The organism is Paenibacillus sp. FSL R7-0026 (genome assembly GCF_038004485.1).
Classification (GTDB): Bacteria; Bacillota; Bacilli; order Paenibacillales; family Paenibacillaceae; genus Paenibacillus; species Paenibacillus xylanexedens_A.
Window position 1 is genome coordinate 2,538,990 of sequence record NZ_JBBORG010000001.1, and the last position, 25,681, is coordinate 2,564,670.

Here is a 25,681-nt window from a genome sequence, read left to right on the forward strand (position 1 = left end):
TGCTACATCCACATTATTGGTGACCGGGAAAATACTTTAAGATGTAGTAGAGTGCATGTCAGACTGCTTCGGTAGTGTGATCCAACAGAGGCTGCCGTAAGGTAGCTTTCTTTTTTTTCTATAAGAGTAGTTTGAACGCCCAACTTCGAAAATTTGAAAATAAAATTAAGAAACTATAAAATGGATAGAGAAATAATCCTAAACCAGTCAACTGGATTACACGTGTTACAATATACGAAAGCATGTCGCATTTCATGTGGATGCGGAGTTCCACACTTCCAATTGCAAAGGAGCAATGTACTATGAACGTACCTTCAGCATTATTCAAACCGTTCACCTCGGACAAGCTAACATTGTCTAATCGAATCGTTATGGCACCCATGACTCGCGGATTCTCACCAGAGGGCGTACCTGGACCAGAAGTTGCTGAATACTATCGTCGCAGAGCAGCAGGTGGAGTGGGGCTCATCATAACGGAAGGTACAGGCATTAATCATCCATCTTCGGTTAGTGGAGCGAGTATTCCATTATTCCATGGTGAAGATTCGTTGCAAGGATGGGCTAATGTAGTGAAAGCAGTACATGAAGCGGGTGGCAAAATCATGCCACAATTGTGGCATGTGGGTACAGCACGTCGTTCCGGTGACTTGCCTAACGCAGAAGCTGAACCTGTAAGTCCGTCAGGGGTAAGCATGGCAGGTGAACCATCACGTGAACCATTAACGGAAGAGGAGATTCAAGGTCTTGTACAGGCATTTGCCCAAGCGGCAGCGGATGCACAGCGAATCGGGTTTGACGGCATTGAACTGCACGGAGCCCATGGATACCTGATTGACCAATTCTTCTGGGAGCAGACGAATCGACGGACCGACAATTATGGTGGTGATTTGGTACGGCGAACCCAATTTGCGGTTGAAGTGATTGAAGCTTGTCGTGCGGCGGTTGGTCCTGATTTCCCAATTGTGCTCCGGTTCTCCCAATGGAAGATGGGGAATTATGAGGCACGTCTGGTGGAGACGCCAGAACAATTGGAGCAATTCCTGGCACCACTCAGTGCTGCAGGCGTGGATATATTCCATTGCTCTACACGCCGGTTCTGGTTGCCTGAATTTGAAGGTTCCGAGCTAAATCTTGCGGGTTGGACTAAAAAAATAACAGGCAAACCAGCTATTTCAGTTGGATCGGTAGGTCTTGAAGCTGAATTTGTAGACAGAGCAACCGAGAACCAGGGAACAGGGGATGCCCATCTGGACTTATTAAATGAGAAGTTGGAGAACAATGAATTTGACTTGATCGCCTTGGGTCGTGTTCTGCTTAGTGATCCCGAATGGCCTGCCAAAGTTCGTGAAGGTCACATATCCGAAATCATTCCATTTACAACGGAAGTGTTGCAAACACTCCATTAATAAAAGCCTAAGAACGTTTGGTGAAAGGTGAACGAACGCTGAACGGCAAAGATTTACAACGAAAAGTAAAACAAAAACGAACAAATAGGCCGCCTTTGGGCGGCTTTTTGATCTGCCTATACTAATAATTTCAACATATGAAAAATTCACAATAGAAAATCATTTCCTGCACCGTTGCTCCTTTTTACTCTCCACATACATCGCACACGCGCCTAGTCACAACACCATTAAGTTCCACATCTCAGGTTCCAGTGCAACCACTTTTTTTGCCGTTTAAGTGTCTGAACAACGATTCAATCTTCAGTACGACTTATTTTGAAAATCCACCACCTTATGATAAGGTTAGGCCTGAACCCAAGGGTTGCCAAGATGACATTACATAAGGAGGATGAATATCCTTGCACAACTATAGGTACAACTCGAACAATAAATGGAGAAAACCACTGCAGATGCTGTGTCTTCTGCTGGGAGTAGTCCTGCTTTTATCCGCATGTGGCCAAGCACAGAAACCTTCCTCCGCAACGGACTCGAATACCGGATCGAACGCTGGCTCCAACTCAGGGCAATCTTCCTCATCGTCGGAGCAGAATACCGCTCCACCGCAGGAAGAAGTACCAGAGGTACCGCAAGAAGAAGTCGATCCGGTGCAGGAGCAACTCAGTTCATTAACGTTAGAAGAGAAGATTGGACAGATGATACTGGCCGGTGTTCAAGGGACAATGTTGGATGATCAAGCCAAACAGATGATTACGGATCAAAAGGTAGGGGGCATTATTTTCTATGCCAACAATGTATCGACACTCGACGGAACAGCCAAGTTTGTGCAATCCATCAAGGAAGCGAATCAGTCCAACCCGGTACCGATCTTCATGAGTGTGGATCAGGAGGGCGGCAAAGTCAGTCGTATGCCGGAGACGGTGGAATCCATTCCTTCCAGTAGAAAAGTAGGCGAGACAAAAGATAGCGCGCTTGCTGAAACGATGGGTGAATTGCTGGCCAGACAAGTTCAGCTTGCGGGTTTTAATGTGGACTTTGCTCCTGTGTTGGATGTGAACAGTAACCCGAAGAACCCGGTGATTGGAGATCGTTCATTCGGCAGCTCGGCAGAACTGGTGTCACGTATGGGGATTGCAGAGATGAAGGGACTACGTAGTGAAGGCATTATTCCGGTAGTGAAACATTTTCCGGGTCATGGTGATACGTCCGTGGACTCCCATCTCGATCTGCCTGTTGTGAATAAAACGGAAAAACAATTGGCCGAGCTGGAATGGATTCCATTCCAGGCCGCAGTGAAGGAACAGGTAGAGGCGGTCATGGTTGCACACATTTTGTTCCCGAAGCTGGACCCGGATCATCCGGCTTCTTTATCTGATGTCATTATAGGTGAACATTTGCGCGGGAAGTTCAAGTATGATGGTGTGGTCATCACAGATGACCTGAGTATGGGTGCAATCGCGAATAACTACAAGTTGGACCAGGCAGCCCTGGCAACGGTTAAAGCAGGAAGTGACATTCTGTTGGTAGCTCACAGTTATGAGAGTGCCAAGACGATTTTTGATACGCTAATAAGTGCAGTGAAGTCAGGCAAAATCACCGAGTCCCGAATTGATGAAAGTGTATATCGTATCCTGGCATTGAAGCAACAATACAAGTTATCGGATGATCAGAAAGCTTCCGGAGACCTGAAGCAATTGAATGCAGATATTGTGGATTGGCGTAAGCAAATCGATGCTAGATAATAAATCCTGTGTTATGATTTTGCCAGAGGTGAGATCCAATAATGTATACCATTATGATAATAGAGGACGATCCCAAGATTGCGGGATTATTGAAATCACATATTGAACGCTACGGGGACCGGGCCGTTCTGGTCGAGGATTTTGAGATGATTGTACAACAGTTTGAGCAGGTACAGCCACATGTGGTCCTTCTGGATATCAACTTGCCCAGTTACGATGGTTTCTATTGGTGCCGCCAGATTCGTACGCTGTCCACATGCCCCATTTTGTTTATCTCCGCGCGAAGTGGGAAGATGGATCAGGTCATGGCACTGGAGAACGGGGCGGATGATTATATCACGAAGCCATTTGAGCATGAGATTGTGATAGCGAAAATTCGAAGTCAGCTGCGCCGGGTATATGGGGACTATGCTGCACGTGACGAAGAACGCAAGGTGGAACTGGACGGTTTGGTCGTGTACTTGGAAAGACTGGAGATTCAGCTTGGTGATCGCAAAGTACAGCTGACGAAGAAGGAAACGATTCTGCTGGAAACGTTACTCCGCCGCAGTCCCAAGCTGGTGAGCAGAGAGACAATCTTGGAAAAGCTGTGGGATGACTCTTTTGTGGATGACAATACACTCAGCGTAAACGTTACTCGGGTGCGTAAACGATTAGCCGAACTTGGTATTACGGACGCACTGGAAACGGTCAGAGGTTCGGGTTACCGATTGAACAATACCTGGAAGGCCTCTTCACCATCATGAGATTGTTTATACGAGAACATCTTGCTTTAACGTGCTGGGTTGTTGCCATCTTGTTCACCGTTGTTGCGGTGTTCTGGTATGACGGTTACAACGATTGGGTCACGGCTGCTTATGCCGTAGCGCTGGGATTGTTTTTATACATCGGATATTTGGTGTATCGTTATTATTCACATCGCTCCTTTTATACCCGGATGTCACGATCGATGGATTCGCTGAAGGAATTTGTACCATTGAACGAAACAAGTCCTTTATCACTGGCGCTGGAAAAGCTGCTGGATTCACAATACGGACAGTACCATGCTCATCTTCATCGGCTGGAACAACGGCAGCAAGAATATCTGACATTCATGAACCAGTGGGTCCATCAGATGAAGACACCGTTATCCGTCATTGAGTTGACCGTGGAAGGCCAGGAAGATGACGATCCTCGGTTCATAAGCATTCGAGAGGAAGCGGACCAGATGAGGCGAGGTTTGGAGACTGTGCTGTATGTAGCCCGGTTGGATACCTTCGAGCAGGATTTCAGTGTGGAACCTGTGATACTGAAGACCGCTGGGGAAGAAGCGATCCATGAGCTCAAGCGATTCTTTATTCGCAATCACGTTTATCCAGAGATACATATAGATCCTGCGCTGGTTGTGCAATCCGATGCCAAGTGGGTTCGGTTTGTCCTGGTACAGTTACTGTCGAACGCAATCAAATACTCCGCGGGCAGCGGGCAAAAGATCTATGTGCGTGCGTATGAAGCCGAACGCTCCATCATACTGGAAGTGCAGGATCAGGGCATCGGAATTCCGAAGTCTGATCTAAACCGGGTATTCCAGCCTTTCTTCACCGGGGAGAACGGGCGGCATTTCAAAGAGTCCACAGGCATGGGGCTGTATATTGCCAAAGAAGTGTTAACACGGATGAATCATCGGATTGATCTTGAATCCGTGTACAGCGAAGGAACGACTGTACGAATCACATTCAACTCCTGAAGTGACAGATTGAGGTAAGATTGGGCCGTGAGGTGTGTATTTTTGTTGAAGAAGTGTGAGTGTATGTATAGACGTCTATTGCCTGATCGGGGCGAAGGCGTCTTTTTGATTTTCATGATGCAACCTTACAACATTGTCATGTTGATGAAAGGTTAAACCATAGGAGAATGGCCGAAACTTCGATAGACTGTAGTCATAAGAGTACAGGAAAGGCCACGCACAATACACATGCACATAGCATGAATGTAACTTGATTTTGAATTCATATATCACTAAGGAGTTGTAACCATGGAGATTTGTTCTGTGAAACAGATCAGTAAAATCTACAAAGGCATCGTATCTTATGAAGCGTTATCAGGTATTGACCTCAGTATTCAGGAAGGTGAGTTTGTTGGCATCATGGGACCATCGGGTAGTGGCAAAACAACGCTGCTGAACATGATCTCAACCATTGATCACCCAACATCAGGCGAACTGCGGATTGCAGGAAAGAATCCGTTTGAATTGAATCAGGACGAACTCGCGCTGTTCCGGCGCAAAGAGCTTGGATTTGTTTTTCAATCGTTCAATCTGTTAAATACACTGACAGTCAAGGAAAACATTGTGCTGCCACTGACTCTTGACGGTGTTTCGCTAGCAGAGATGAACACACGTGTCGAACAGCTGGCAAGCAAGTTGGGGATCGAGGGTATTCTGAACAAACGGACATATGAGATATCAGGAGGACAGGCACAGCGTACGGCTATTGCCAGAGCGCTTATCCATTCCCCGAAGCTGATTCTGGCCGATGAGCCAACAGGCAACCTGGATTCGAAGGCGGCAAGAGATGTCATGGAGATTCTCGAAACGCGCAATCAGGAGGATCAGGCTACGATGCTGCTGGTCACTCATGATGCAGTAGCTGCAAGTTATTGCAGTCGGGTTGTCTTTATCAAGGATGGCAAACTGTATAATGAAATTCACTACGGCGATAATCGCGCAGCCTTTTACCAGAAGATTATTAATGTATTATCCCTAATGGGAGGTTCAGGACATGAATTTTCGCCAGTTCGCCATTAATAACGTTGTTCGTAACAAACGAATTTATCTGGCTCATTTTCTGAGCAGTACATTTTCCGTTATGATCTTTTTTACTTACGCATTGCTCCTGTTCCATCCTGATTTGAAAGCGGGCTTAAAGGGATCAAGTGGGACGGTTACGTTGCTTGCGAATCAGGGGTTTGTGATTGCAGAGATCATTATATTCATCTTTTCATTCCTGTTCCTGCTCTACTCCGTTGGTTCATTTCTGAAGACGCGCAAGAAGGAATTTGGTATTTTCCTGATCATAGGCATGACACGTAAACAGATGAACAGACTTCTGTTTATGGAGAACATGTGTATCGGATTAGCTTCCATCATTACCGGGATTGGACTTGGAATTATTTTCGGCAAATTGATCCTGCTGATCTGTGGCTCCATGCTGGCTGTTGAGAACAGTCTTCGATTCTATTTTCCACTGAAAGGCATTGCCCTGACGGCTGGCGCATTTCTGCTGCTGTTTATTATCATTGCGATGTCGTCATCCCTGCTCATACGGAAAGGTTCGCTCATTGACCTTGTGAAATCAGAGGAAAAACCGAAACCGGAACCCAAAGCCTCACGTCTGCTCGCCTTGTTATCCGTATTGTTGATTGGTGGGGGTTATGCAGGAGTATTCACTTTTGTATGGATAAGCTTCTCCTTTCCGTTATTACTCGCAAGTGTCGTGGTTGTTATTGCAGGTACGTACTTTCTGTTCACGCAGCTCAGTGTATACATCATTCGGGCACTGAAAAGAAATCCAAGGTTGTTTTTCCGTAAAACCAATCTGCTCTTCCTATCTGAACTTACCTATCGAATGAAAGATAACGCCATCATGTTTTTCATGGTAAGTATCATTTCAGCTTCTTCATTTACGGGAATTGGCACCATGCTTGCTATTGCTGACCCGGGGTTGTCGTCCATGTCGAATCCGTACGCATTCAGTTATATGAATATATGGGATACTCCCAACTCCGAGCGACATATTCGGCAGATTGAAGAAACGTTGATTGATCATCAAGTTCCCTACGTAAAGGGCAGTTATGTTCATATATCTGAAAATAATAATGGAAGGATTATCAAACTGAGTGATTATAACCGTCTGGCGAAGGCACTTGGGTACGAAGAACGTACGTTGAAACAGGTCGATGAGTCATTTATGACACCAAGTAATTTGGCGGTTCGTAAGAAGTACCGTGAACAGGCCGAACAAAGATTCTCAGGGGCGGAGGTCAAGCTGGAGATTGATAATCGGTCGGAACAGATTCGGCTAGTGACACCTGGTACCGATATTGTGATTCCTTATCAAAATGAAATTAATCTCTACGTTGTAACCAACGAATTGTTTGAGAAGTTGAGACCGGCGTATAACGAGGAAGTGGGGATGCCTGAAGATTTCTATTCCATGCGAACGACGCAATTTGTCGTAAAAGATTGGATGAGTACACGCAGCTTCGCTCCGGAGTTAATCGAATCCATTCAAAATGATAGATCCGATCGCGGTTATTTCGAGACCAGCTCGCTTGTGGTGGACTGGCTTAATTCCAAACAAACAAACGGGATCATTCTGATCTTGAGCGGTCTGATTGGCATTGTTTTCTTCACCTTTGCAGCAAGTTTCACGTATTTCAGACTTTACGCAGATCTAGAACGGGATGAAGCGCAGTATCGCATGATTGGCAAAATGGGACTGAGTCGTCCCGAACTCCGTAAGATCGTAACAAGGCAGCTATTGCTTATGTTCTTCCTGCCGATTCTGGTGGCGGTCATCCACAGTTCGGTTGCCTTTGTGGCGTTGCAGCAACTGGTTGATTTCTCGGTCTTTGGATACAGCCTGCGCATCTTCTTGGTGTTTGCTTCCATGCAGATCTTGTATTTTGCACTCGTGCGCTGGCGGTATCTGCGTCACATGTATTCCAAATTAGTCTAAAATAGCATGGCCCAACAGACACCGGACTCATCGCTCGGTGTCTGTTGACTTTTCTAGCTCAGGCACAGTACTATTTCATTAGATACAGAATGTATCATTACATAGTTTCTCAAGCAGTTAGAAGGATGGAGTTACAGAAATGTCAGGCCGGTGCCTGAGAGGGAGGACATATCATGAGTATCACGATGTCTCGTGGACAAGCTTACATTAAACGTTTGAATGATGAGCGGAATGTATGGCTGGACGGAGAGCGTATCCAGGTAACTGGGCATCAGGCCTTTCAGGGAACACTTCAAACCATAGAAGGATTGTTCAATCTGGTGGATGACCCGGAGACAAGGGAAACCGTGGCCTACTGGGACGAACAGACAGGAAGTTACGTGCATCGCTCCTTTCTAGTGCCTCGTTCACTTCCTGATGTAAACAGCAGGGCGGATGCTTTTCGACTATGGGCCGATCGGACGTATGGGGTTATGAGCCGTTTGTCTGATTATGCCCGATCCAGGCTGACAGGTTGGTACGCAACACGACATGAGATGACAGCGCATGACCCGGTATTTGCAGGTAAAATATCCGCATATTTTGAACAAGCCAAGCGAAAAGATGCATTCCTGACAATTGTCCAGCGTGACCCGCAGATTAATCGTTCCTTGCCTGTTGGAGAAGATGAGGATGCCATGCTGCGAATTGTCAAAAGTAATACGGAAGGCGTAGCGATCCGCGGGGCCAAAATGGTGGCAACAGCAGCGCCTTATGCCGATGATATCATTGCTTATCCCGTTCAACGAATTCCAGGCCACCTGCCAGAGCTGGCCCATATGGTAATTGTAGCCGCGGACAGTCCGGGCTTGCACATGATGTGTCGTGAATCTTTTGCCACAAAAGATACAGATAAATCACATCCACTCAGTGCGCAGTATGATGAGATGGATGCGGTATTATTTTTTGACGATGTATTTGTGCCCTGGGAACGTGTATTACTGCACAATAACCCTGAAGCCGTATGGCAGATTCGCTGCAATACAGCTTCGGCCAGTCTGGCCTACCATCAGAGTGTCATTCGATTACACTCGAAACTGGAGTTCATTACAGCCGTGACCTCATCCATTGCCAAGGAGATCGGGGTGGACTCTTTCCTGAATGTGCAGGAACAACTTGGAGAGCTGATCAGTCAGATGCAAACCATCGAGGGACTGATTATTGCTGCTGAAGCACAGTCCAAGCCGGACGCATTTGGCAACTGGCTGCCGGAATTTAAATATATTGAAACCGCACGTAATCTGGGCAATCGCTATTATCCCCGCGCGGTGGAGATTTTGAAGACCATTGCTGCGGGTGGTCTGATTCAGATTCCTTCGGGTACGTTTGAAATGAATGAAATGATGGGTTCTATGGTAGGCAAATATCTTGGTGGAGTAACGATGCAAGCCGCGGAGAAGATTCGTCTCTTTCAACTCGCATGGGAGCTGACCGGAAGTCCACTCGGCGCAAGGCATGATTTATATGAACGTTTTTACGCGGGTGATCCCGTGCGCAATCGGGCGAACCAATATGTGCAGTATGATAAGGAGCGTTTATTGGGGAAAGTTGAGCCGTGGCTACGTTCGCTTAAGGACTGATCTGATAATCTAATACAAATGGTCCGAATGAGGATTGGAAAGCCTGAATGAAGAACGAAAAGCTTGAATGTAGGCTGAAAACAGCCCTTTTTAGTTAATGCCTTGGCCTGAGCCAGGGCTCTATTTCTATTTATTTAGATTATCTTTAGAAATGATTTAGGTTGAATTAAGAGACGTAGTATATAGTAATAATGTAGAGATAGGCATAGAGTATAGGAAATGAGAGGAATAACATGAGATACACCGTATTAATTGCAGATGACGAACCAGAGATTGTTGAACTACTTCAACTATATCTGGAGAAGGACTATACCATTAAAACTGCGGTGAATGGAGCCGAGGCATTACAATGCATACGTTCAACACAGATCGATCTGGTCATACTGGACATCATGATGCCTGTAATGGATGGATTGCAGTTGATCAAACAGATCAGAGCCACATATCACATGCCTGTACTGTTCCTATCCGCTAAAAGTCAGGATCACGATAAAATCCTTGGACTGGGACTTGGGGCAGACGATTATATTGCGAAGCCGTTCAACCCGCTTGAGATTGTCGCCAGAGTAGAGGCGTTGCTCAGAAGAGTAAATCAATTTGATGCAGCGGAGATCCCCGCAGCGAAAGAACAGAATCTGGTATTAGGTGATCTGACGCTGGATCGATCCCAATGTATCCTTTTTCGTTCAGGAAGTCCTGTAACATTGACCTCTACAGAGTATAAAATTATGGAATTGTTGCTTGATCAACCTGGCCGAGTGTTCACCCGTAAAAAAATATACGAAGCGGTCTGGGGCGACTATTATGCGCACGAGGACAGCACGATTATGGTACATATCAGCAACATTCGGGAGAAGATCGAGCGTGACTCCAGACAACCGGAATATCTCAAAACGATAAGGGGACTTGGATACAAAATTGAAGCGCCCATGGAAAGCTAGAGAAAAGCGACTGTTGCAGACATCCCTGACTTTGGACTTCTTGCTGTTCAACTTCTTTTTGCTGTTACTGGTATTGATTGTGTACCTTATGGTTTCACTTGATGTCGTGGATTTTCGCATTTCGGATCAGGTGGTAGACCCGAATCTGAATGTTGAAGCCCACGTGTATGTGGAGGAGCTGGAGAACGAATTTTATTCCGGTGGAGGTTCGGTGTCGAAAGGCAAAGACACAGAGATTCAACGTCTCAAGGATAGCGGTGGCTGGATTGAGATTCTGGATGCGAATCGCAATGTCATTCGTCATGTGGGAGACAAGCAAGATGCGTTCACGCAATACAGTGAAGCCGATCTGTATGATGGACTGGAAAATCGGAGTGACCAGGAATACTATTATTCGATCACTCCTCTCTCGACAGAAGGAGCGGCAGCATATTTATTGCTCAAAATCCCGCGTGATCTGGTCAGCGTGCGGATTAATGATAATCAGTTGATTACCAATCTGAAACATCCATTATCCTTTTACATTATGATTGGCATTGGTTTGGTTTTATTATTGATCTTTGTCTATAGCTATTGGGTCGCACGGAGAATCAAAAAACCACTCAGCATCCTCTCCTCGGGTCTTACGCAGATGATACAAGGAAATTATAGTACACGGATGTCGATCTCAGCCGAGAGGGAATTTGTCCAGATAGGTGAGACCTTCAACTACATGGCGGACGTCATTGAGAACACCTCTGCGGAGAAACGTTACGCCGAAGAGAGTAAACAGCGACTGATTGTAGATTTATCACATGATCTGAAGACACCGATAACATCTATACAGGGGTATGCACAGGCGTTGGTGGAAGGACGTGGGGAGGACAAGGACAGGCAGCAAAGATACCTGGGATACATCTATAACAAGTCTGTTCAAGTTGCACGCATGATACAGAATATGCTGGAGCTGCTCAAGGTGGATTCGCCCGATTTTCGCATGCATATTCAGAGAAGAGAGATTGGAGAATTCCTGCGCGAGATTATGGCAGATACCTATGGGGAGATTGAACAGAAACAGTTTGTCCTTCATGTACTTGTTCCTGATGAGGTGATCTACGCGAGGTACGATCCGGAGCTGTTATCCAGAGTCATCCAGAATCTGATTACCAATGCTCTGTCTTATAATCCAATCGGGACCGAACTGCGCGTCGAACTCATTCCGCTTCATACCCATGTGGTGATAGAGGTGGCAGATAACGGAGTGGGCATACCACAAGAACTGTGGTCAACCATCTTTGACCCATTTGTACGAGGGGATGAGGCGCGGACAGCGACCGGAGGCACCGGACTTGGTTTGTCCATCGCACGACGTAATACGGAGAAAATGGGCGGACGGCTAATCCTTTCCCGGCGTGGGCGAGAGACCACCGTGTTTACCATTGAGATTCCAAATTAAATAAGAGAAGAAATGTCCATGTGGAGGGAAATATTTTGTTCAAAGTAAATACGTTTGTCCGGTTCAGTATTGCACTGGCGCTGATATTGGTTAATATCTATTTATTATCACGTGTGAGCTTCATCTTTCAGCCGCTCGTCACCATGATCACGGTCATTACCGTGCCGATGATGTTGTCGGTGTTCTTTTATTATCTGCTAAGGCCGCTTGTGAATTATATGGAGAAAAAGAAAATAAATCGCACGCTAAGTATTTTGCTAATCTATCTGGTTATTGCTATTCTGGGAGTGTTCTTCATTATTGGTTTATGGCCATCGTTACGTGAGCAACTGATCAATCTGGTTGATAACGCACCAAGTCTAATCAATTCATTAAGTGAACAGCTGAGAGAGCTGGAGCAAAATGGTGCCATTCAGGCCTTGTTCCCTGAGGGCTCGACACCTTTCTCCCAGATCACGGAGTATATCAACAAAGGATTTAACTTTGTAACTAACTATGTAAGTGGATTTTTCTCACTTGTTTCCAGTTTTGCGATCATCTTGTTTACACTACCGATCCTTTTGTTCTATATGCTTTTACAAGGCGAGAAATTTGGTCGTAAACTGGCACATATCGCTCCAAAACGTTTCCAAAAGGACAGCCGTGAAGTCGTAATTGAGATTGATCAGGCGTTGAGTGGTTTTATTGTGGGAAGAGTTTTGGTGAATCTGGCACTCGGTGTACTGATGTATATCGGTTTCTTGATCATTGGACTGCCGTACGCATTACTGCTCACGGTAATTGCGGTCATCATGAACTTTGTTCCGTTTATCGGAGCGATTGTGTCGTCCGTACCTATTGTGATCATGGGTCTCGTGGTATCACCATCGGTTGCCATCTGGTCTCTGATTATTATTCTTGTCGCTCAGCAGATTCAGGACAACCTGGTTGCACCGTACGTATTCGGCAAAAAGCTGGATATTCACCCGCTCACGACCATCATTCTGGTGTTGGGTGCAGGCGACCTGGGTGGAATTATTGCCATCCTGATTATTATCCCGGTTTATATGATCGTTAAAATTCTTTTGGTTCGAATCTATAACATGTTCTTTAAGGACAAATGGCAGAATGCATAGAATTTAATTATTCGAAGGAGTGGAGCACATGTCTGAAATTATCGAAAAACAATACAATGAACCTGAATATATCGCACCTCAATCTGTTCAAATGGGTACCATTCACATCTCGAACGATGTGTTATCCAAGATCGTGGGGATGGCCGCTCAATCAACAGCTGGTGTATCCTCCATGTCCGTTGGACTGACTGAAGGGATTGCCAAGAGTATCAGCGGCAAGAGTCTGCAAAAAGGGATTGACGTACACGTCAAAGACGATCAGGCAACCATCCAGCTGCGCATCAACATTCAATATGGCAACAAGATGCACGAGGTCTGCCGTGAGCTTCAACATAATGTTCAACAGGCTGTAGAACAATTAGCCGGCGTTATGGTCGATGAAATCAAAGTGCAAGTTGTTGGCATATCCATGCCGGAGACGGTATAAACCAATGAAAAGAATGTAAGGAATAACAATTGTAAAGATAAACGATTGGCAAAAACAGCACCTTCCCGATTAACAACTTAACTGGGAGGGTGCTGTTTTATGTTTGCGGTAGTAGGTGGGAGCTTCACCCATCACTTTTTTGAACATTTTGGAGAAAAGCAATTGATCGGTGTAGCCCACAGAACGGGCTATATCACCAATGGTCAAACCGGGATCAAGCGTCAATTCGGCTGCCCTTCGCATTCGGTAATGGACCAGATACGATTGGATGCTGCTTCCCATCTGATCCTTGAAGAGAGAGCACAGATAACTGCGCTGCAAACCGACATGGGCCGCGATGGATTGAACGGTAATGGCATTGGCGTAGTTCATTTCAATAAAGTCCATCACCTGCGTTACGTACGTTTCCTTCGAATAATCCTGTATGGGTTGAAGATGATCTGAATTGGCCTGATCAATCAAAATGGAGAAGAATTGATATAGCAACCCAGTCATGCTGATCTCCCAGCCTTTATGGGTATGCCGCGAATTAATCATTCGATGCAGACAGGATCGCATCTCGTCATCCTCATTGCCCAGCTCAAAAATCGGATGATGCTCGGACAGACAGGCCTGCTGTAAAAAGGAAGAACTATTGCTGCCTTGAAAAGCAACCCAGCTGTATTCCCAGGGGTCATCTTGATCTGCTTCGTAATGCACGACGGAATGCGGAACGATCAGAAATCCTTGCCCTTTGTGCAGGGAATACGTTTTGCCACCAACTTCGAAGGTGCCTTTGCCATTCAAAATATAATGAATTTTATAATAGTCTCGCATGGCAGGGCCAAAGTGGTGACCTGGTGTACAGGCTTCCGTGCCATAATGAAGGAGCTGAAGCTCCTGAAAATGATTGTTTTTGAACATATACGTAATCAAGGGTATTCACTCCTGTACGATTTCGTCTCATCTTGCATTTTAACATACTAAATAGCTGAAAAGATTAATTATTTAACATTAGTATATATAGATAACAATCATTATTCCATATGTTCAAAGTGAAATGCCATATCGTTTATCCAGGAAAATGTCTAAGATGAAAAGGAATTCAACAAATCTTACAGGAAAGTGAGAATAAGATGCCCTATACTGCGAGTGAACAACGATATGATGAGATGAAATATGTACGTTCCGGTAAATCGGGAATCAGACTGCCGCAAATTGCGCTGGGTTTATGGCAGAACTTTGGTGGCAACCGTACATTGGATATTCAGGAAGAGATGATTTTACGTGCCTTTGACCTCGGAATTAACCACTTCGATCTGGCGAATAACTATGGCCCACCTCCAGGATCAGCAGAAGAGAACTTTGGCGTGATTTACAAAAAACATCTGCGTCCTTACCGGGATGAACTGCTTATCTCGTCGAAGGCAGGCTACCATATGTGGAGTGGACCATATGGCGAGTGGGGTTCCCGCAAAAACCTGATTGCCAGTCTGGATCAAAGTCTTGGTCGGATGGGGCTGGATTATGTGGACATTTTCTATCATCACCGTCCAGATCCGGATACACCATTGGAAGAGACCATGACAGCGCTGGATCATATCGTGCGGCAAGGTAAGGCACTGTATGTGGGCTTGTCCAATTATAATGCAGAACAGACACAAGAAGCGGTAACCATTCTGCGTCGTCTGGGTACGCCGTGTCTGGTTCATCAGCCAAACTACTCGATGCTGAATCGCTGGATTGAAGACGGTTTGCAAGACGTACTGGATGAGCAGGGAGTAGGTTCCATTGCGTTCTGTCCACTCGGCCGCGGTCAGTTAACGAATAAATATGTTGACAAGATAAAGGAAGAACGAGCCAATCCAACAGGCAATTTGAAAAAAGAAGCTTACACGGACGAACGGATTGCCAAGTTCGATGCACTTCAGGCGGTTGCGGAGCGAAGAGGACAGACGATCTCTCAACTGGCTCTGAACTGGATTTTGCGTGGTAACCGTGTAACCTCTGCATTGATTGGTGCAAGCCGTGTGTCCCAGATTGAAGAAAACGTGGCTGCCCTCCAGGCACCGGATCTGACAACGGAAGAGTTGAATGAGATCGAAAGCATTTTGGACGGAATGGGTAATTATCCGTGGTAACATACACAGTATAGCAGTGTGAAAATTATAGTTAGGTAAAACTAATGTAATATAAATGAAGAATGAAATGGCGCCTATCTGATCAATCAGGAAGGCGCCATTTTGTATATGTCATTTTCTTTATAGGATAAGATCTATTATAATAGTTCATTAATTGACCTATGTTTATTTTTTCAGAATGAACCTAGTTCATAGCACCTGGTCCTAGGATTTAGGGTATAATATATAGAAGCTTTACAATTGAACTACGAAGGAGAGGCTCCATTTGAACTTTGAACAGTGGATTTCGCCTGAAAGCTATAACCTGACATCCGAGATGGAGAATCATCCATCAGACCGGATTGCACTTAGATGGCTCAGCGATCAACGAGAATTGGAAGAGATCACGTATGGTGATTTATTCAAGCAGGCGAATCGTCTTGCTGGAGGTCTGCGTGAACTTGGACTAGAGAAGGGTGATCGGGTGTTGGTCATGGTACCACGCCGTATTATTGCCTATGTCATTTACATTGCTTGTCTGAAATTGGGGATTGCCGTTATTCCTTCCTCCGAGATGTTACGGGCAAAAGATCTGGAATATCGTCTGCGTCACTCTGAGGCGCGGGCTGTTATTGTATGGTCCGAGACGACCTCAGAAGTAGAAAAGATGGACGCGGATCTGCCATCACTGGCACATCGCATCGTGGCATCACCGAACGGTGAAGTTGGCGTACCTGCTGAAGGCTGGGTCAATGTGCATGAGTTAATGAAAAATCAACCCGATGAGATGGCTGCGGTGGAAACACACCGTGATGATACAGCTATTCTTGCTTATACTTCGGGCACAACTGGTAATCCCAAAGGAGTTGTACATAGCCACGGTTGGGGATATGCCCACCTGCGGATCGCTTCTTCGTTATGGTTGGATATTCAACCATCGGATACGGTATGGGCAACGGCTGCACCCGGATGGCAAAAATGGATCTGGAGTCCATTCCTGTCGGTACTCGGAAGAGGTGCGACCGGACTGGTCTACAATGGATCATTCCAGCCCAAGCGTTATCTGGAACTGATGCAGGAACATCAAATTAATGTCCTTTGCTGTACACCAACGGAATATCGGTTGATGGCCAAAGCCGATGATCTTGGACATTATGACCTGTCTCATCTGCGCAGTGCTGTTTCAGCGGGTGAACCGCTCAATCAGGAAGTCATTGAAATCTTCCGGCGTCACTTTGACCTGACTATTCGAGACGGATATGGACAGACCGAGAGCACGTTGTTAATCGGCAGTCTCAAAGATGCGCCTGTACGTATTGGCTCCATGGGTCAGTCGATTACACCTGGATTGATTGAAATTATTGACGAAGAGGGACAACCTGTTCCTCCGGGTGAAGTAGGAGATATCGCGGTGCACAAAGAGATGCCAGCTTTGTTCCGGTCCTATTATCAGGATGAGGGACGGAAGGAAGCGAGTCAGCGTGGTCATTATTTTGTAACAGGGGACCGTGCACGCAAAGACGAAGAAGGTTACTTCTGGTTTGAAGGCCGCAGTGACGATATCATCATCAGTTCGGGTTACACGATTGGACCATTTGAAGTGGAAGAAGCACTTATGAAACACGCCAGTGTGAAGGAATGCGCGGTGGTTGCGAGTCCGGATGAGATCCGTGGCAATATTGTCAAAGCATTTGTCGTGCTGCGAGATGATTCACTGGCTTCACCAGAACTAATGCGTGAATTGCAGCACCACGTCAAAGAAATCACAGCACCTTATAAATATCCACGCAAGATCGAATTTGTTACGGATCTGCCGAAAACAAACTCCGGTAAAATCCGCCGGATCGAACTGCGCGAACAAGAAAAACGGAATAGTTAGATGAAATTTTGGGAATTGAACCTGCGTAGTGAAAGGGAAGGAATCGATTCTGAAGAAGCGATAGCGTTCGTATTTGTCTCCGAATTTTAACCTTTGAAAAATACGATGAAGAAAATTTGGAGACAACGACGATCTAAAGAACGATCCTTCGCTGTAACGGCCACTCAGCAGATTCCAAGTCACTTGCAAACCATGTCATAATATATGAAACAGGAGTGAACACAACCATGAGTCAATTTGAACAAACCTTTGAAAAGTCATTGGAACAATACGCAGAACTAGTTGTTAAAGTAGGCGTGAATATTCAAAAAGGACAGGATCTGCTCGTCACTGCTCCCATCGAAACGCTTGAATTCACACGTCTCATTGTGCAAAAAGCCTATGCGGCTGGTGCAAACTATGTACAAGTGGACTTCGATGACGACAATATTACCCGCAGTCGTTTTGAACATGGTTCCAATGACAGCTTCGATTACTATCCAGCGTGGAAAGCGGATATGATGGAGAAGTTTGCGGAAGCAGGCGGCGCTACCCTGACGATCAAAGTTCCAGATCCTGAACTGTATAACGGAATTGACTCCGACAGTGTTTCACGTGCTACCAAGGCAGCTGCACACGCACGTCGCGGATATGCCAAATACACACGCAACCATGAAATTAGCTGGTGTCTGATCAAGGCCCCGACCAAGGCTTGGGCGAACAAAGTATTTGCCGACATCCCGGAAGAAGACCGAATCAACGTGATGTGGGAAACCATCTTCAAAATGAACCGTGTGGATGGCGGAGACGCTGTACAAAATTGGAGAGAGCATCTGGAAACCCTGAATACCATGAGTGATCTCCTGAATAAAAAGAACTATAAGAGCCTGCATTACCGTGCGCCAGGTACAGACCTGAAAATTGAGCTGGTCCATAACCATATCTGGGGCGGTGGCGGCGGAGAAAATAAACAAGGGGTATACACGGTAGCCAATATGCCGACTGAAGAAGTATTCACCATGCCTAAGCGCAGCGGAGTGAATGGATATGTCAGCAGCACCATGCCTTTGAACTTGAACGGGCAACTGGTAGACCAGATGAGAATTACATTCAAGGATGGACAGGTTGTAGCGTTTACGGCAGCATCCGGTGAAGAGCATTTGAAGAACCTGTTTGCCACCGATGAAGGTGCACGTTATCTGGGTGAAGTGGCACTCGTACCACATGACTCCCCGATTTCCAACCTGAATCGCATTTTCTACAATACGGGTATTGACGAAAATGCATCTTGCCACTTGGCTGTGGGAAGTGCGTATCCATTCAACATGAAAGATGGCACAACGATGTCGAATGAAGAGTTACTGAAGCATGAGTGCAATGTGAGCTTGACTCACGTTGATTTCATGATCGGTTCCGCTGAGTTGGATATCGATGGTGAGTTACAAGACGGTACAATCGAGCCGGTATTCCGTAAAGGCAACTGGGCATTTTAATTTCTAATCTAGTTATATAAGTTGAACTAAAGATTGTTTACACTGACACTACGATGACAGAATAACCTTCCAATCGCTGTTATCCCCAGATTTTTTTGATTCCATTTTCCGAAGGGGGAAATCCGGGGATAGCGTATGCTTCCGATGCAGCTTTCTTTCAGAAAGCTTTTAGGCGAACGCTTCGCTTTTTCAGGTTTTTTCTGTCCTCTCCGTTATCGTGTAAATGATTAGTTCAAGTTAAATAGTTGCAGTAATATTACTGAACGAGAAAGTGACTTCAATTTGAAGTCACTTTTTTTTCCTCGTAAAGTAGATTACACAGGTCTTACAGGCACACATATTTCGCAATAATGCTGATTGAGCAGTTCCCAACGATATCGTTCTATAACCGGCTTGTTGTCCATCTGATAACCGCTTGTTTGTAAATGAGGGATGATCACATTCCATGCCTGCTGAATAGCTTCTGCCGTATGCCTCACCTTACAGATGAGATAATCTCCGCCTGATAACTCGTCAATCTCAACAAACTCATCTTCCAGACGTTCAGATTCAGTGATGACAATACAGGCATCATATCTACATTTCTCGGGCGGTGTGGTAGTTGGGTCATCTTGGGGTATGCCCAGTAATGTTGCTGATTCATGAAGCAATTGCTGTTTGTCTGCCCATTGTTTCAGCGTATTCATCGCTTGAGCATTGGCTGGACCGTAAGGACCGACTTGTCGAACATAGGCGATACGATATGACGGGAGGTTTTCGATATACATTTCCATGAAAATCTTCCTCTCTGTACGATTTCTCTTACATGTTGGATGCTAACATGGTATAAAAAAATTTGCTTAGGTAATTGTTGAATCCCGGCGACGAAACTCATAGAATAGTGATAATATGTTGGAAGACTGTTCCAATAGAGCAAAACGAGAGGGGGAGGCGTTAGACATGGATATTACTTATGCCTTCACGGATGAACATTTCAGGCAAGTTGTGTTGGATCGTTTTTGTGATCAGCGGGATTTCATTCAGGAAAGTGACGTTCATGAGGTTGAGATATTGCAACTTTCCAATCACAATATTAGCAATCTTGATGGAATCGAGTATTTCAGGGGTCTTCAAGAGCTGGATTGTGCCTATAATCAATTGACCGGTTTGGATCTAGCTCAGAATCACAAGCTGAGGATATTACGTTGCAGAGAGAATCAGCTTCTTACACTGGACCTCAGTTCCAATTTGGAATTGCAAGTGCTGGATTGCAGTTTTAATCGACTTCGCAAATTGGATCTTTCTCATAATCCCAGGCTTGTAATGGTGGAGTGTCATTGGAATATGTTATCGGAGCTGGCTTCGGAGCCCCTTGAGCAGTTGGAGGAACTTAGTTGCAGTTATAACGCTCTTTTCTCACTTGAACTTGAACACAATAAGCAACTGCGACGACTTGATTGCGCCAACAATTACATGTTGGAACTTGATGTAACCGGTTGTCCAAACTTGATTGAACTTCGTTGTAACCACAACAATATTAAACAGTTGGATCTTCGTTCGAATTTGGTTTTGGAGAGTGTCCGGTGTTTTAACAACCATATTAGCAAGCTGGATATTCGCCATAACGTACAACTGAAAGAGTTGTACTGTTCCGAGAACAAATTAACCGAGTTGGATTATAGCGCTAATCTCAAACTGGAGAGACTGCAATATGCAGACAATTTGATTTTTGAATCCAATCATGAAGTTCAGGGGATGGGTGTGTTTCAGTATGACGTCTCGATGTCCAACTATCAGATGCGCTTGCTGGTTCAGGGTAATGAGCTTGTAGTCACTGCACAGGTTTCAACCAAGACAGAGATGGAAACATTGTCCCCATATATGGAAGAGACGTGGAAACGGTGGGACATGCTTGGTGAACAGGCGCTCAGAACCATTGCCGAGGCTCATCTGGATGAAAATATCAATACATTGATTTTGGCTGATGCAGAATTTCAGGGAGATCAATATTTCCGATTGGGTTATGATGCGGGGGATACACCTGCTGGTCGACTGTACATATATGCGGAGTTTGACGATGAATTTCACATGTTGGATACGTTGATCTATGAAACGTATTAAAGCCACGAGATCGTGGCTTTTTTGCTTTGTCTTTTAACTACTTATATGTTATTCAGCGTGCATTTTGTTGAAGCTAACATATTCGTTAATCGGTTTACGGTAACCGCGTGGGCGCTGTTTGGCTTCCGACTTTTTGCCGATGGTGATCAGCATAACCGGTACGTAATGGTTAGGGATTTCCAGACTCCGTTGCAGTTCTTCCGAGTCAAAGCCAATCATTGGACAAGTGTCCCAACCGCGATCCTGAGCGATCAGCATCAATTGCATGGCAGACAGGCTGGCATTGCGAATCGCATCCTCACGTTGGAAGAATCTGCCGCGAGATTCGTAAAATTCGGTGACACTTTGGGATTCCTGCTCGTATTGGAACGGAGTAAGAGCGCCCAGGTTCAGCAGGCCTTCGTTAATAGTGCGGATATGATGATGCGCGTTGACGTCGCCCAATACCACGATGACTGCAGAAGCTGTTTTTACCTTATATTGCTGGGAAGCCTCATAGACTTTCTCTTTCTGTTCCTCGTCTTTAATCACAAGATAGTGCGTGTGTTGCAGGTTAAAGGCAGATGGTGCGAATTTGTTCAGGGCAAACATTTCTTGTAGTTCCGAATCCGAAATTTTAATTCCTTCTTCAAAAATAACGGCCGATCTACGGTTTTTGACCAGATTCTCTAACTCACTCATGATGGTTTCCCTCGCTTATGTATGATTTATAAACTGACTATAACACACTTAGTTACTTTATGTAAGTATTATTTTAGAATAAGACAAGGATCGTCTGCCATACGCTAAAATAAAACACTAGAGGTGATTCATGAAAGCATTGATCGCAAGGTATATGGGAGGACATGACCCTCATGAATTTCGGGTATATGTAATCCAATCTTCGACGTTAAAACGTTTTGTAGTAGTGGAGATTATTCTAGGCCCTATCGTGTACAATGTCGCACTTTATTTGTGCCATAATGCAATACTTGCTGGAGTAGGCTCTTGGGCTGGAACAGAAGGTCTTAAGAGACTGCCACTGGTCTTTAGAAAAATCGTTGGGACATGATGAAGTGTGTAAATGAAAAATTGAAGCAGAAGAGGGCCAGTTGCGGCCCCATCTTCTCCTTCAGTCATGTTATCTATAGTCACGCTTCTTTTATCTAATCAGATAACTATAACTGTCTAAGCTTTGGGTTAACCTGCCTTATTTGGCACGTTCCAAATACTGCTCCAGCGTAAGTTTCTGGTTGGTAATCTCACCAGCAATATATACCCCTACATAACGTACATGCCATGGCTCATAGGAGTAACCAGTCAATTTCTCCTGATCTTTGCCATAACGGATGATGAAGCCGTATTTGTGGGCATTGGCTTTCAGCCATTTGCCTTCTTTGGTGTTGCCAAAGCTTTGCTGAAGATCGTAACCTGCCGAAGCGCTGGAGATATCCATAGCTAGACCGGTCTGATGTTCGCTTTGTCCTGGCCGAGCACTTGTTTTATTGGCAACAGCTTCACCTTTGATGCTGGCATTACGGTCAAAGATCGATTTCTGGGTCGCATAAGAGCGATAGCCAGACACCGCTTTGATATCGATGCCGTCTTTTTTGGCAGCCGCAAATAATTTTTCAATCGCGGTTGCAGCCACTTTACGCATTTGTTTCTTCGGACTGGAACCTGAGAAGCTAAAAGGAATATTTGGTACAACCAAATCTTGTGGTGCATAAGTTGAAGGCAGATTTCTCTTTTTATTGACAAGTACAACTGTACTAGACACATTGGTTACGGTTGCCACATTTTTAATCGTTTTGATCGTACGACCAGGTGCATTATCATGCAGAAATTGAGTGAAGCTGGAGCTTGCCGCAGACGCGACGGGATTCAGGTTTGAAGTGATGGGAAACGTAGTAAATGCAGAACCTGCTACAACAGAGCCTACGAGAATTGTAGATATGATGGATTTACGAGTAAAAGGTTTCATGATGTGTGTTCCTCCTCGGAATATATGAATCTATATACCGAGTATACTAGAGGATTATATCCATAGGTTCTCCAATTGTTTCCGAGTTGTAAACAAAGTTTGCTATATACGTTGAACCAAAGATATTTACACTGGACACTACGATGACAGAACAACCTTCCGATCGCTGTTATCCCCAGATTTTACGAATTTCCCTTATAGGGGAAAATCCGGGGATAGCGTATGCTTCCGATGCAGCTTTCTTTCAGAAAGCTTTTAGGCGAACACTTCGTTCCTTCAGGTTTTTTCTGTCCTCTCCGTTTCGTGTAAATGTTTAGTTCATCTTTTATAGAGTCTTTTTTGAAACTCTGATAGAGGCATATAAGGAAAAGAATGTTAAAAAATCCGTTGCATTAGATGCAACGGCTTTTGATGTGAAGAGAGATAATGCTAGATTACTTCAAGTATGCTAGAGACTGTATTACAACATGCAGGCGTCAGATGCACCGGAGCTTCCTACAGTTACGGCGCGGGTGTCACGTACACGAACGTTACCGCTAAGGACACCGGAATCACTGCTTAATTTGAATGAAGGATAATTTTCTTCCGTATCCAGCTTCATGTGTTGTTCAAGGTTCAGCTGCTGCTTCGGATCAACGTAGAACGGAACCAGGTTGGTTTCAATCTGCGCGTCGAGAGCTGCAAGTTCATCTACAATGATAATCGCGATAACTCCGTTACATCCGCAACCTTCCAAGTCATAGATCACTTTGAAATATCCGGGTTGGTCATTCAGGCTTTCCGTTAATCGTTTTGCAGCCAAATCTGTAATTTGAATATACATATAGGTACACTCCTTTGTATGTGGTCATGGTTGTAAGTGGTAAAAGAATTCATTCAGCTTCTATTCACATTATACCACTTTGTCAAAAATCAAAGCATTTATTTTCTTGACTGATCAGTCTAGAAAAGGTATTCTTTATTTAATCAATAGGGAGGTGAGGTCTGAAATTGGGAAGAGCCAAGGAGTTTGACACGGAGACCGTTCTAAGAAAAGCAACGTCTGTATTTGGCGCGTACGGTTATGAAGGTACATCTTTGAGCTTACTGTTGAGTGAACTTGGCATTGCGAGGCAAAGCTTGTATGACACCTACGGAACTAAGCATGATTTATTTGTCTCTGCTCTTAAATTCTATATTCAGCAGAAGACAGAGGCGGGGATCAGACTATTAAACGAATGCACAAGTGTGAGGCAAGGCGTGACAGAGTTGTTCAACGAAGCGGTTAATGTGTTGACAGACAACGAACGTCGTAATGAATGTTTCATCATTAATAGCGCGGTTGAACAGGCACCACAAAATCACGAAATCGCGGCCTTTATTCAAACCACTAACCAACAAATGGAAGATGTTTTTCATACTGCGCTGTTACGAGGCCAGAGGAATGGCGAACTGAGGCACGCAGAGGAAGAATTGCCCGGGCTTGCCCGTTTTCTGAATTATTCCCGACTCTCATTGACCTTTACGACGAAAAGTGGTGCAAGCGCAGAAGCGTTGCGAGATTTTGTACAGATGACCCTAAGGGCTATGGATTAACGTTTTACATGATTGGAGCAAGAATTCTTAATGGGTTTTTGAAAATGAACGCTTAGGGCGTTTATTTTTTGACTATTATAGACCGATTGGTCTGGAAAAAGAACGCGAAACAAACTGAAGGAGGAAATAAGCATGATCAATGATAAACCGTTGACCCTTATTACAGGAGCTAATGGAAAGACAGGAAGACGTATTGCGGAGATGCTTCAAGGTCAACAATATCCAGTACGTTTGGCAGGAAGAACTAAACCATCTCATTCTGGTTCTGCTGATAATTATGTCTATTTTGATTGGTATGATTCCGAGACCTATGCTCCGGCGCTGAAAAATGTGAATCAGGTGTACCTTGTGGTGCCAGTCATGGATATGACCCCGGAAGACGTCGTGATTCCGTTCATCAAGAAAGCGTTATGGGGAGGTGTTAAGCGATTCGTTTTACTAGGCAGTGCTTCGATCGATGAGAATGGTCCTATATTTGGCAAAGTACATCAGTATTTAAAAGCCCATGCTCCTGAGTGGGCCGTATTACAGCCTTCCTATTTTATGGAGAACTTTACGGAGGGACCGCATCGGGAGACAGTGAAGCAACTCGGGAAAATGTACAGTGCTACGGGTGACGGGAAAATTGGATTTGTTAGTGCAGATGATATCGCAGCGGTGGCCTTCCATGCTCTGACAGATGTAGTTCCTCATAATACGGAGCATATCATTACAGGGCCGGAGTCGATGTCCTATGGACAGGTTGCAGACGTCTTGAGCCGTGTACTGGGTCAGTCCATCCAGCATGAATCTTTGTCCGACGATGAATTGAGGAACAGCATGATTCGCGCAGGAATGTCAGAAGATTACGCTGCTGCCCTCGCAGGACTGGATGTGCCTATCCGGGAGGAGGGGAGAGAAGATCAAACGACAGATACGGTGACAAAAATAACGGGGAATAACCCGATTTCATTCGAGCAATTTATTCAAAATCATATAGAGGTATGGAAATAATGGAAGAAATATTTTCATATCATGAGAAGACGGTGCCTAGTGCCCGTCTTTTTGCATATTTACCAGCATGTTAACATCGTTAATTCAAATATGGATCTCTCCCTAACCAGCGACACCACGGAACAGCAGTGATTATACGAACACACTTTTGGGGAAATAGATGAAGATGAATGTTAGGGCGTGTCTGAAACACGCCCTAG

Annotated in this window: 22 protein-coding genes; 17 read left to right on the forward strand and 5 right to left on the reverse strand. The window is 45.0% G+C overall.

From position 1 onward, the window contains the following. Window positions 1-302 precede the first annotated feature (302 nt). From MKY44_RS11670 to MKY44_RS11720, 11 genes are all read left to right on the forward strand, one after another. Window positions 303-1,406: an NADH:flavin oxidoreductase gene (locus tag MKY44_RS11670; RefSeq protein ID WP_341007160.1), complete on the forward strand. Its 1,104-nt coding sequence runs from the start codon at window positions 303-305 to the stop codon at window positions 1,404-1,406. A gap of 398 nt (window positions 1,407-1,804) precedes the next feature. Beyond that, window positions 1,805-3,145: a beta-N-acetylhexosaminidase gene (gene nagZ / locus MKY44_RS11675; RefSeq protein WP_341007161.1), complete on the forward strand. Its 1,341-nt coding sequence runs from the start codon at window positions 1,805-1,807 to the stop codon at window positions 3,143-3,145. Window positions 3,146-3,186: 41 nt separating this feature from the next. Beyond that, on the forward strand, window positions 3,187-3,891 hold the full coding sequence (locus MKY44_RS11680) for a response regulator transcription factor (RefSeq protein ID WP_047842720.1): 705 nt from the start codon (window positions 3,187-3,189) through the stop codon (window positions 3,889-3,891). After that, window positions 3,888-4,871 (forward strand): sensor histidine kinase, encoded by a 984-nt coding sequence (locus tag MKY44_RS11685; RefSeq protein WP_341007162.1) that lies wholly within the window; start codon window positions 3,888-3,890, stop codon window positions 4,869-4,871. The genes MKY44_RS11680 and MKY44_RS11685 overlap by 4 nt, the downstream gene beginning before the upstream one ends. Window positions 4,872-5,159: 288 nt before the next feature. Then, a complete protein-coding gene (locus tag MKY44_RS11690; protein ID WP_036608600.1) occupies window positions 5,160-5,930 on the forward strand; it encodes an ABC transporter ATP-binding protein in 771 nt (256 codons plus the stop codon). Further along, window positions 5,905-7,863, forward strand: coding sequence for an ABC transporter permease (locus MKY44_RS11695; RefSeq protein WP_341007163.1), 1,959 nt, complete (start codon window positions 5,905-5,907; stop codon window positions 7,861-7,863). The genes MKY44_RS11690 and MKY44_RS11695 overlap by 26 nt, the downstream gene beginning before the upstream one ends. A gap of 173 nt (window positions 7,864-8,036) precedes the next feature. Beyond that, the gene (locus MKY44_RS11700) at window positions 8,037-9,482 is read left to right on the forward strand and encodes a 4-hydroxyphenylacetate 3-hydroxylase family protein (RefSeq protein WP_341007164.1); all 1,446 of its coding nucleotides are present in this window, start codon (window positions 8,037-8,039) and stop codon (window positions 9,480-9,482) included. 233 nt (window positions 9,483-9,715) lie between these two features. Continuing rightward, complete coding sequence (locus MKY44_RS11705) at window positions 9,716-10,423, forward strand: response regulator transcription factor (protein ID WP_253508005.1); 708 nt, start codon at window positions 9,716-9,718, stop codon at window positions 10,421-10,423. After that, complete coding sequence (locus MKY44_RS11710; protein WP_341007165.1) at window positions 10,401-11,858, forward strand: sensor histidine kinase; 1,458 nt, start codon at window positions 10,401-10,403, stop codon at window positions 11,856-11,858. The genes MKY44_RS11705 and MKY44_RS11710 overlap by 23 nt, the downstream gene beginning before the upstream one ends. Window positions 11,859-11,893: 35 nt before the next feature. Then, the gene (locus MKY44_RS11715) at window positions 11,894-12,973 is read left to right on the forward strand and encodes an AI-2E family transporter (protein WP_127546990.1); all 1,080 of its coding nucleotides are present in this window, start codon (window positions 11,894-11,896) and stop codon (window positions 12,971-12,973) included. Window positions 12,974-13,001: 28 nt separating this feature from the next. Then, the gene (locus MKY44_RS11720; RefSeq protein ID WP_047842725.1) at window positions 13,002-13,400 is read left to right on the forward strand and encodes an Asp23/Gls24 family envelope stress response protein; all 399 of its coding nucleotides are present in this window, start codon (window positions 13,002-13,004) and stop codon (window positions 13,398-13,400) included. Window positions 13,401-13,469: 69 nt separating this feature from the next. Here the strand turns inward: MKY44_RS11720 and MKY44_RS11725 are convergent, their stop codons facing one another. Further along, window positions 13,470-14,315: an AraC family transcriptional regulator gene (locus MKY44_RS11725; RefSeq protein ID WP_341007166.1), complete on the reverse strand. Its 846-nt coding sequence runs from the start codon at window positions 14,313-14,315 to the stop codon at window positions 13,470-13,472. Between the two features lie 200 nt (window positions 14,316-14,515). Between MKY44_RS11725 and MKY44_RS11730 the strand changes: the two genes are divergently transcribed. The 3 genes from MKY44_RS11730 to MKY44_RS11740 all read left to right on the forward strand — a co-directional run bounded on the left by MKY44_RS11730 (window position 14,516) and on the right by MKY44_RS11740 (window position 18,850). After that, window positions 14,516-15,520, forward strand: a complete 1,005-nt coding sequence (locus tag MKY44_RS11730) for an aldo/keto reductase (protein ID WP_091016774.1) — start codon at window positions 14,516-14,518, stop codon at window positions 15,518-15,520. 265 nt (window positions 15,521-15,785) lie between these two features. Continuing rightward, complete coding sequence (gene mbcS / locus MKY44_RS11735) at window positions 15,786-17,378, forward strand: acyl-CoA synthetase MbcS (RefSeq protein ID WP_341007167.1); 1,593 nt, start codon at window positions 15,786-15,788, stop codon at window positions 17,376-17,378. 227 nt (window positions 17,379-17,605) lie between these two features. Then, the gene (locus tag MKY44_RS11740; protein WP_341007168.1) at window positions 17,606-18,850 is read left to right on the forward strand and encodes an aminopeptidase; all 1,245 of its coding nucleotides are present in this window, start codon (window positions 17,606-17,608) and stop codon (window positions 18,848-18,850) included. 314 nt (window positions 18,851-19,164) lie between these two features. Here MKY44_RS11740 and MKY44_RS11745 read toward each other — a convergent pair whose 3' ends face one another. Further along, entirely contained in the window at window positions 19,165-19,623 is a 459-nt protein-coding gene (locus MKY44_RS11745; protein WP_341007169.1) for an AraC family transcriptional regulator, read from the reverse strand. Window positions 19,624-19,789: 166 nt separating this feature from the next. Here MKY44_RS11745 and MKY44_RS11750 point away from each other — a divergent pair, with 166 nt between their 5' ends. Beyond that, window positions 19,790-20,950: a leucine-rich repeat domain-containing protein gene (locus MKY44_RS11750; protein WP_341007170.1), complete on the forward strand. Its 1,161-nt coding sequence runs from the start codon at window positions 19,790-19,792 to the stop codon at window positions 20,948-20,950. Window positions 20,951-20,998: 48 nt separating this feature from the next. Here the strand turns inward: MKY44_RS11750 and MKY44_RS11755 are convergent, their stop codons facing one another. The 3 genes from MKY44_RS11755 to MKY44_RS11765 form a co-directional block, all read right to left on the reverse strand. Beyond that, complete coding sequence (locus MKY44_RS11755) at window positions 20,999-21,631, reverse strand: nitroreductase family protein (protein ID WP_341007171.1); 633 nt, start codon at window positions 21,629-21,631, stop codon at window positions 20,999-21,001. 508 nt (window positions 21,632-22,139) lie between these two features. Next, window positions 22,140-22,913: a M15 family metallopeptidase gene (locus tag MKY44_RS11760; RefSeq protein WP_341007172.1), complete on the reverse strand. Its 774-nt coding sequence runs from the start codon at window positions 22,911-22,913 to the stop codon at window positions 22,140-22,142. A gap of 460 nt (window positions 22,914-23,373) precedes the next feature. Continuing rightward, window positions 23,374-23,736 (reverse strand): iron-sulfur cluster biosynthesis family protein, encoded by a 363-nt coding sequence (locus MKY44_RS11765; RefSeq protein WP_341007173.1) that lies wholly within the window; start codon window positions 23,734-23,736, stop codon window positions 23,374-23,376. A 167-nt stretch (window positions 23,737-23,903) separates the two neighbouring features. Here MKY44_RS11765 and MKY44_RS11770 point away from each other — a divergent pair, with 167 nt between their 5' ends. Both MKY44_RS11770 and MKY44_RS11775 read left to right on the forward strand, forming a co-directional pair. After that, the gene (locus MKY44_RS11770) at window positions 23,904-24,488 is read left to right on the forward strand and encodes a TetR/AcrR family transcriptional regulator (RefSeq protein WP_341007174.1); all 585 of its coding nucleotides are present in this window, start codon (window positions 23,904-23,906) and stop codon (window positions 24,486-24,488) included. Window positions 24,489-24,620: 132 nt separating this feature from the next. Beyond that, a complete protein-coding gene (locus MKY44_RS11775; RefSeq protein ID WP_341007175.1) occupies window positions 24,621-25,481 on the forward strand; it encodes an ergot alkaloid biosynthesis protein in 861 nt (286 codons plus the stop codon). Window positions 25,482-25,681 lie beyond the last annotated feature (200 nt).

Bases quoted from the DNA above. Each gene is read 5' to 3' on its own strand.
- MKY44_RS11740 (WP_341007168.1), top strand. From the start codon at position 17,606: ATGAGTCAATTTGAACAAACCTTTGAAAAGTCATTGGAACAATACGCA.
- MKY44_RS11745 (WP_341007169.1), bottom strand. From the start codon at position 19,623: ATGGAAATGTATATCGAAAACCTCCCGTCATATCGTATCGCCTATGTT.
- MKY44_RS11695 (WP_341007163.1), top strand. From the start codon at position 5,905: ATGAATTTTCGCCAGTTCGCCATTAATAACGTTGTTCGTAACAAACGA.
- MKY44_RS11670 (WP_341007160.1), top strand. From the start codon at position 303: ATGAACGTACCTTCAGCATTATTCAAACCGTTCACCTCGGACAAGCTA.
- MKY44_RS11705 (WP_253508005.1), top strand. From the start codon at position 9,716: ATGAGATACACCGTATTAATTGCAGATGACGAACCAGAGATTGTTGAA.
- MKY44_RS11700 (WP_341007164.1), top strand. From the start codon at position 8,037: ATGAGTATCACGATGTCTCGTGGACAAGCTTACATTAAACGTTTGAAT.
- MKY44_RS11755 (WP_341007171.1), bottom strand. From the start codon at position 21,631: ATGAGTGAGTTAGAGAATCTGGTCAAAAACCGTAGATCGGCCGTTATT.
- MKY44_RS11775 (WP_341007175.1), top strand. From the start codon at position 24,621: ATGATCAATGATAAACCGTTGACCCTTATTACAGGAGCTAATGGAAAG.
- MKY44_RS11685 (WP_341007162.1), top strand. From the start codon at position 3,888: ATGAGATTGTTTATACGAGAACATCTTGCTTTAACGTGCTGGGTTGTT.
- MKY44_RS11690 (WP_036608600.1), top strand. From the start codon at position 5,160: ATGGAGATTTGTTCTGTGAAACAGATCAGTAAAATCTACAAAGGCATC.
- MKY44_RS11750 (WP_341007170.1), top strand. From the start codon at position 19,790: ATGGATATTACTTATGCCTTCACGGATGAACATTTCAGGCAAGTTGTG.
- MKY44_RS11730 (WP_091016774.1), top strand. From the start codon at position 14,516: ATGCCCTATACTGCGAGTGAACAACGATATGATGAGATGAAATATGTA.
- MKY44_RS11765 (WP_341007173.1), bottom strand. From the start codon at position 23,736: ATGTATATTCAAATTACAGATTTGGCTGCAAAACGATTAACGGAAAGC.
- MKY44_RS11680 (WP_047842720.1), top strand. From the start codon at position 3,187: ATGTATACCATTATGATAATAGAGGACGATCCCAAGATTGCGGGATTA.
- MKY44_RS11720 (WP_047842725.1), top strand. From the start codon at position 13,002: ATGTCTGAAATTATCGAAAAACAATACAATGAACCTGAATATATCGCA.
- MKY44_RS11760 (WP_341007172.1), bottom strand. From the start codon at position 22,913: ATGAAACCTTTTACTCGTAAATCCATCATATCTACAATTCTCGTAGGC.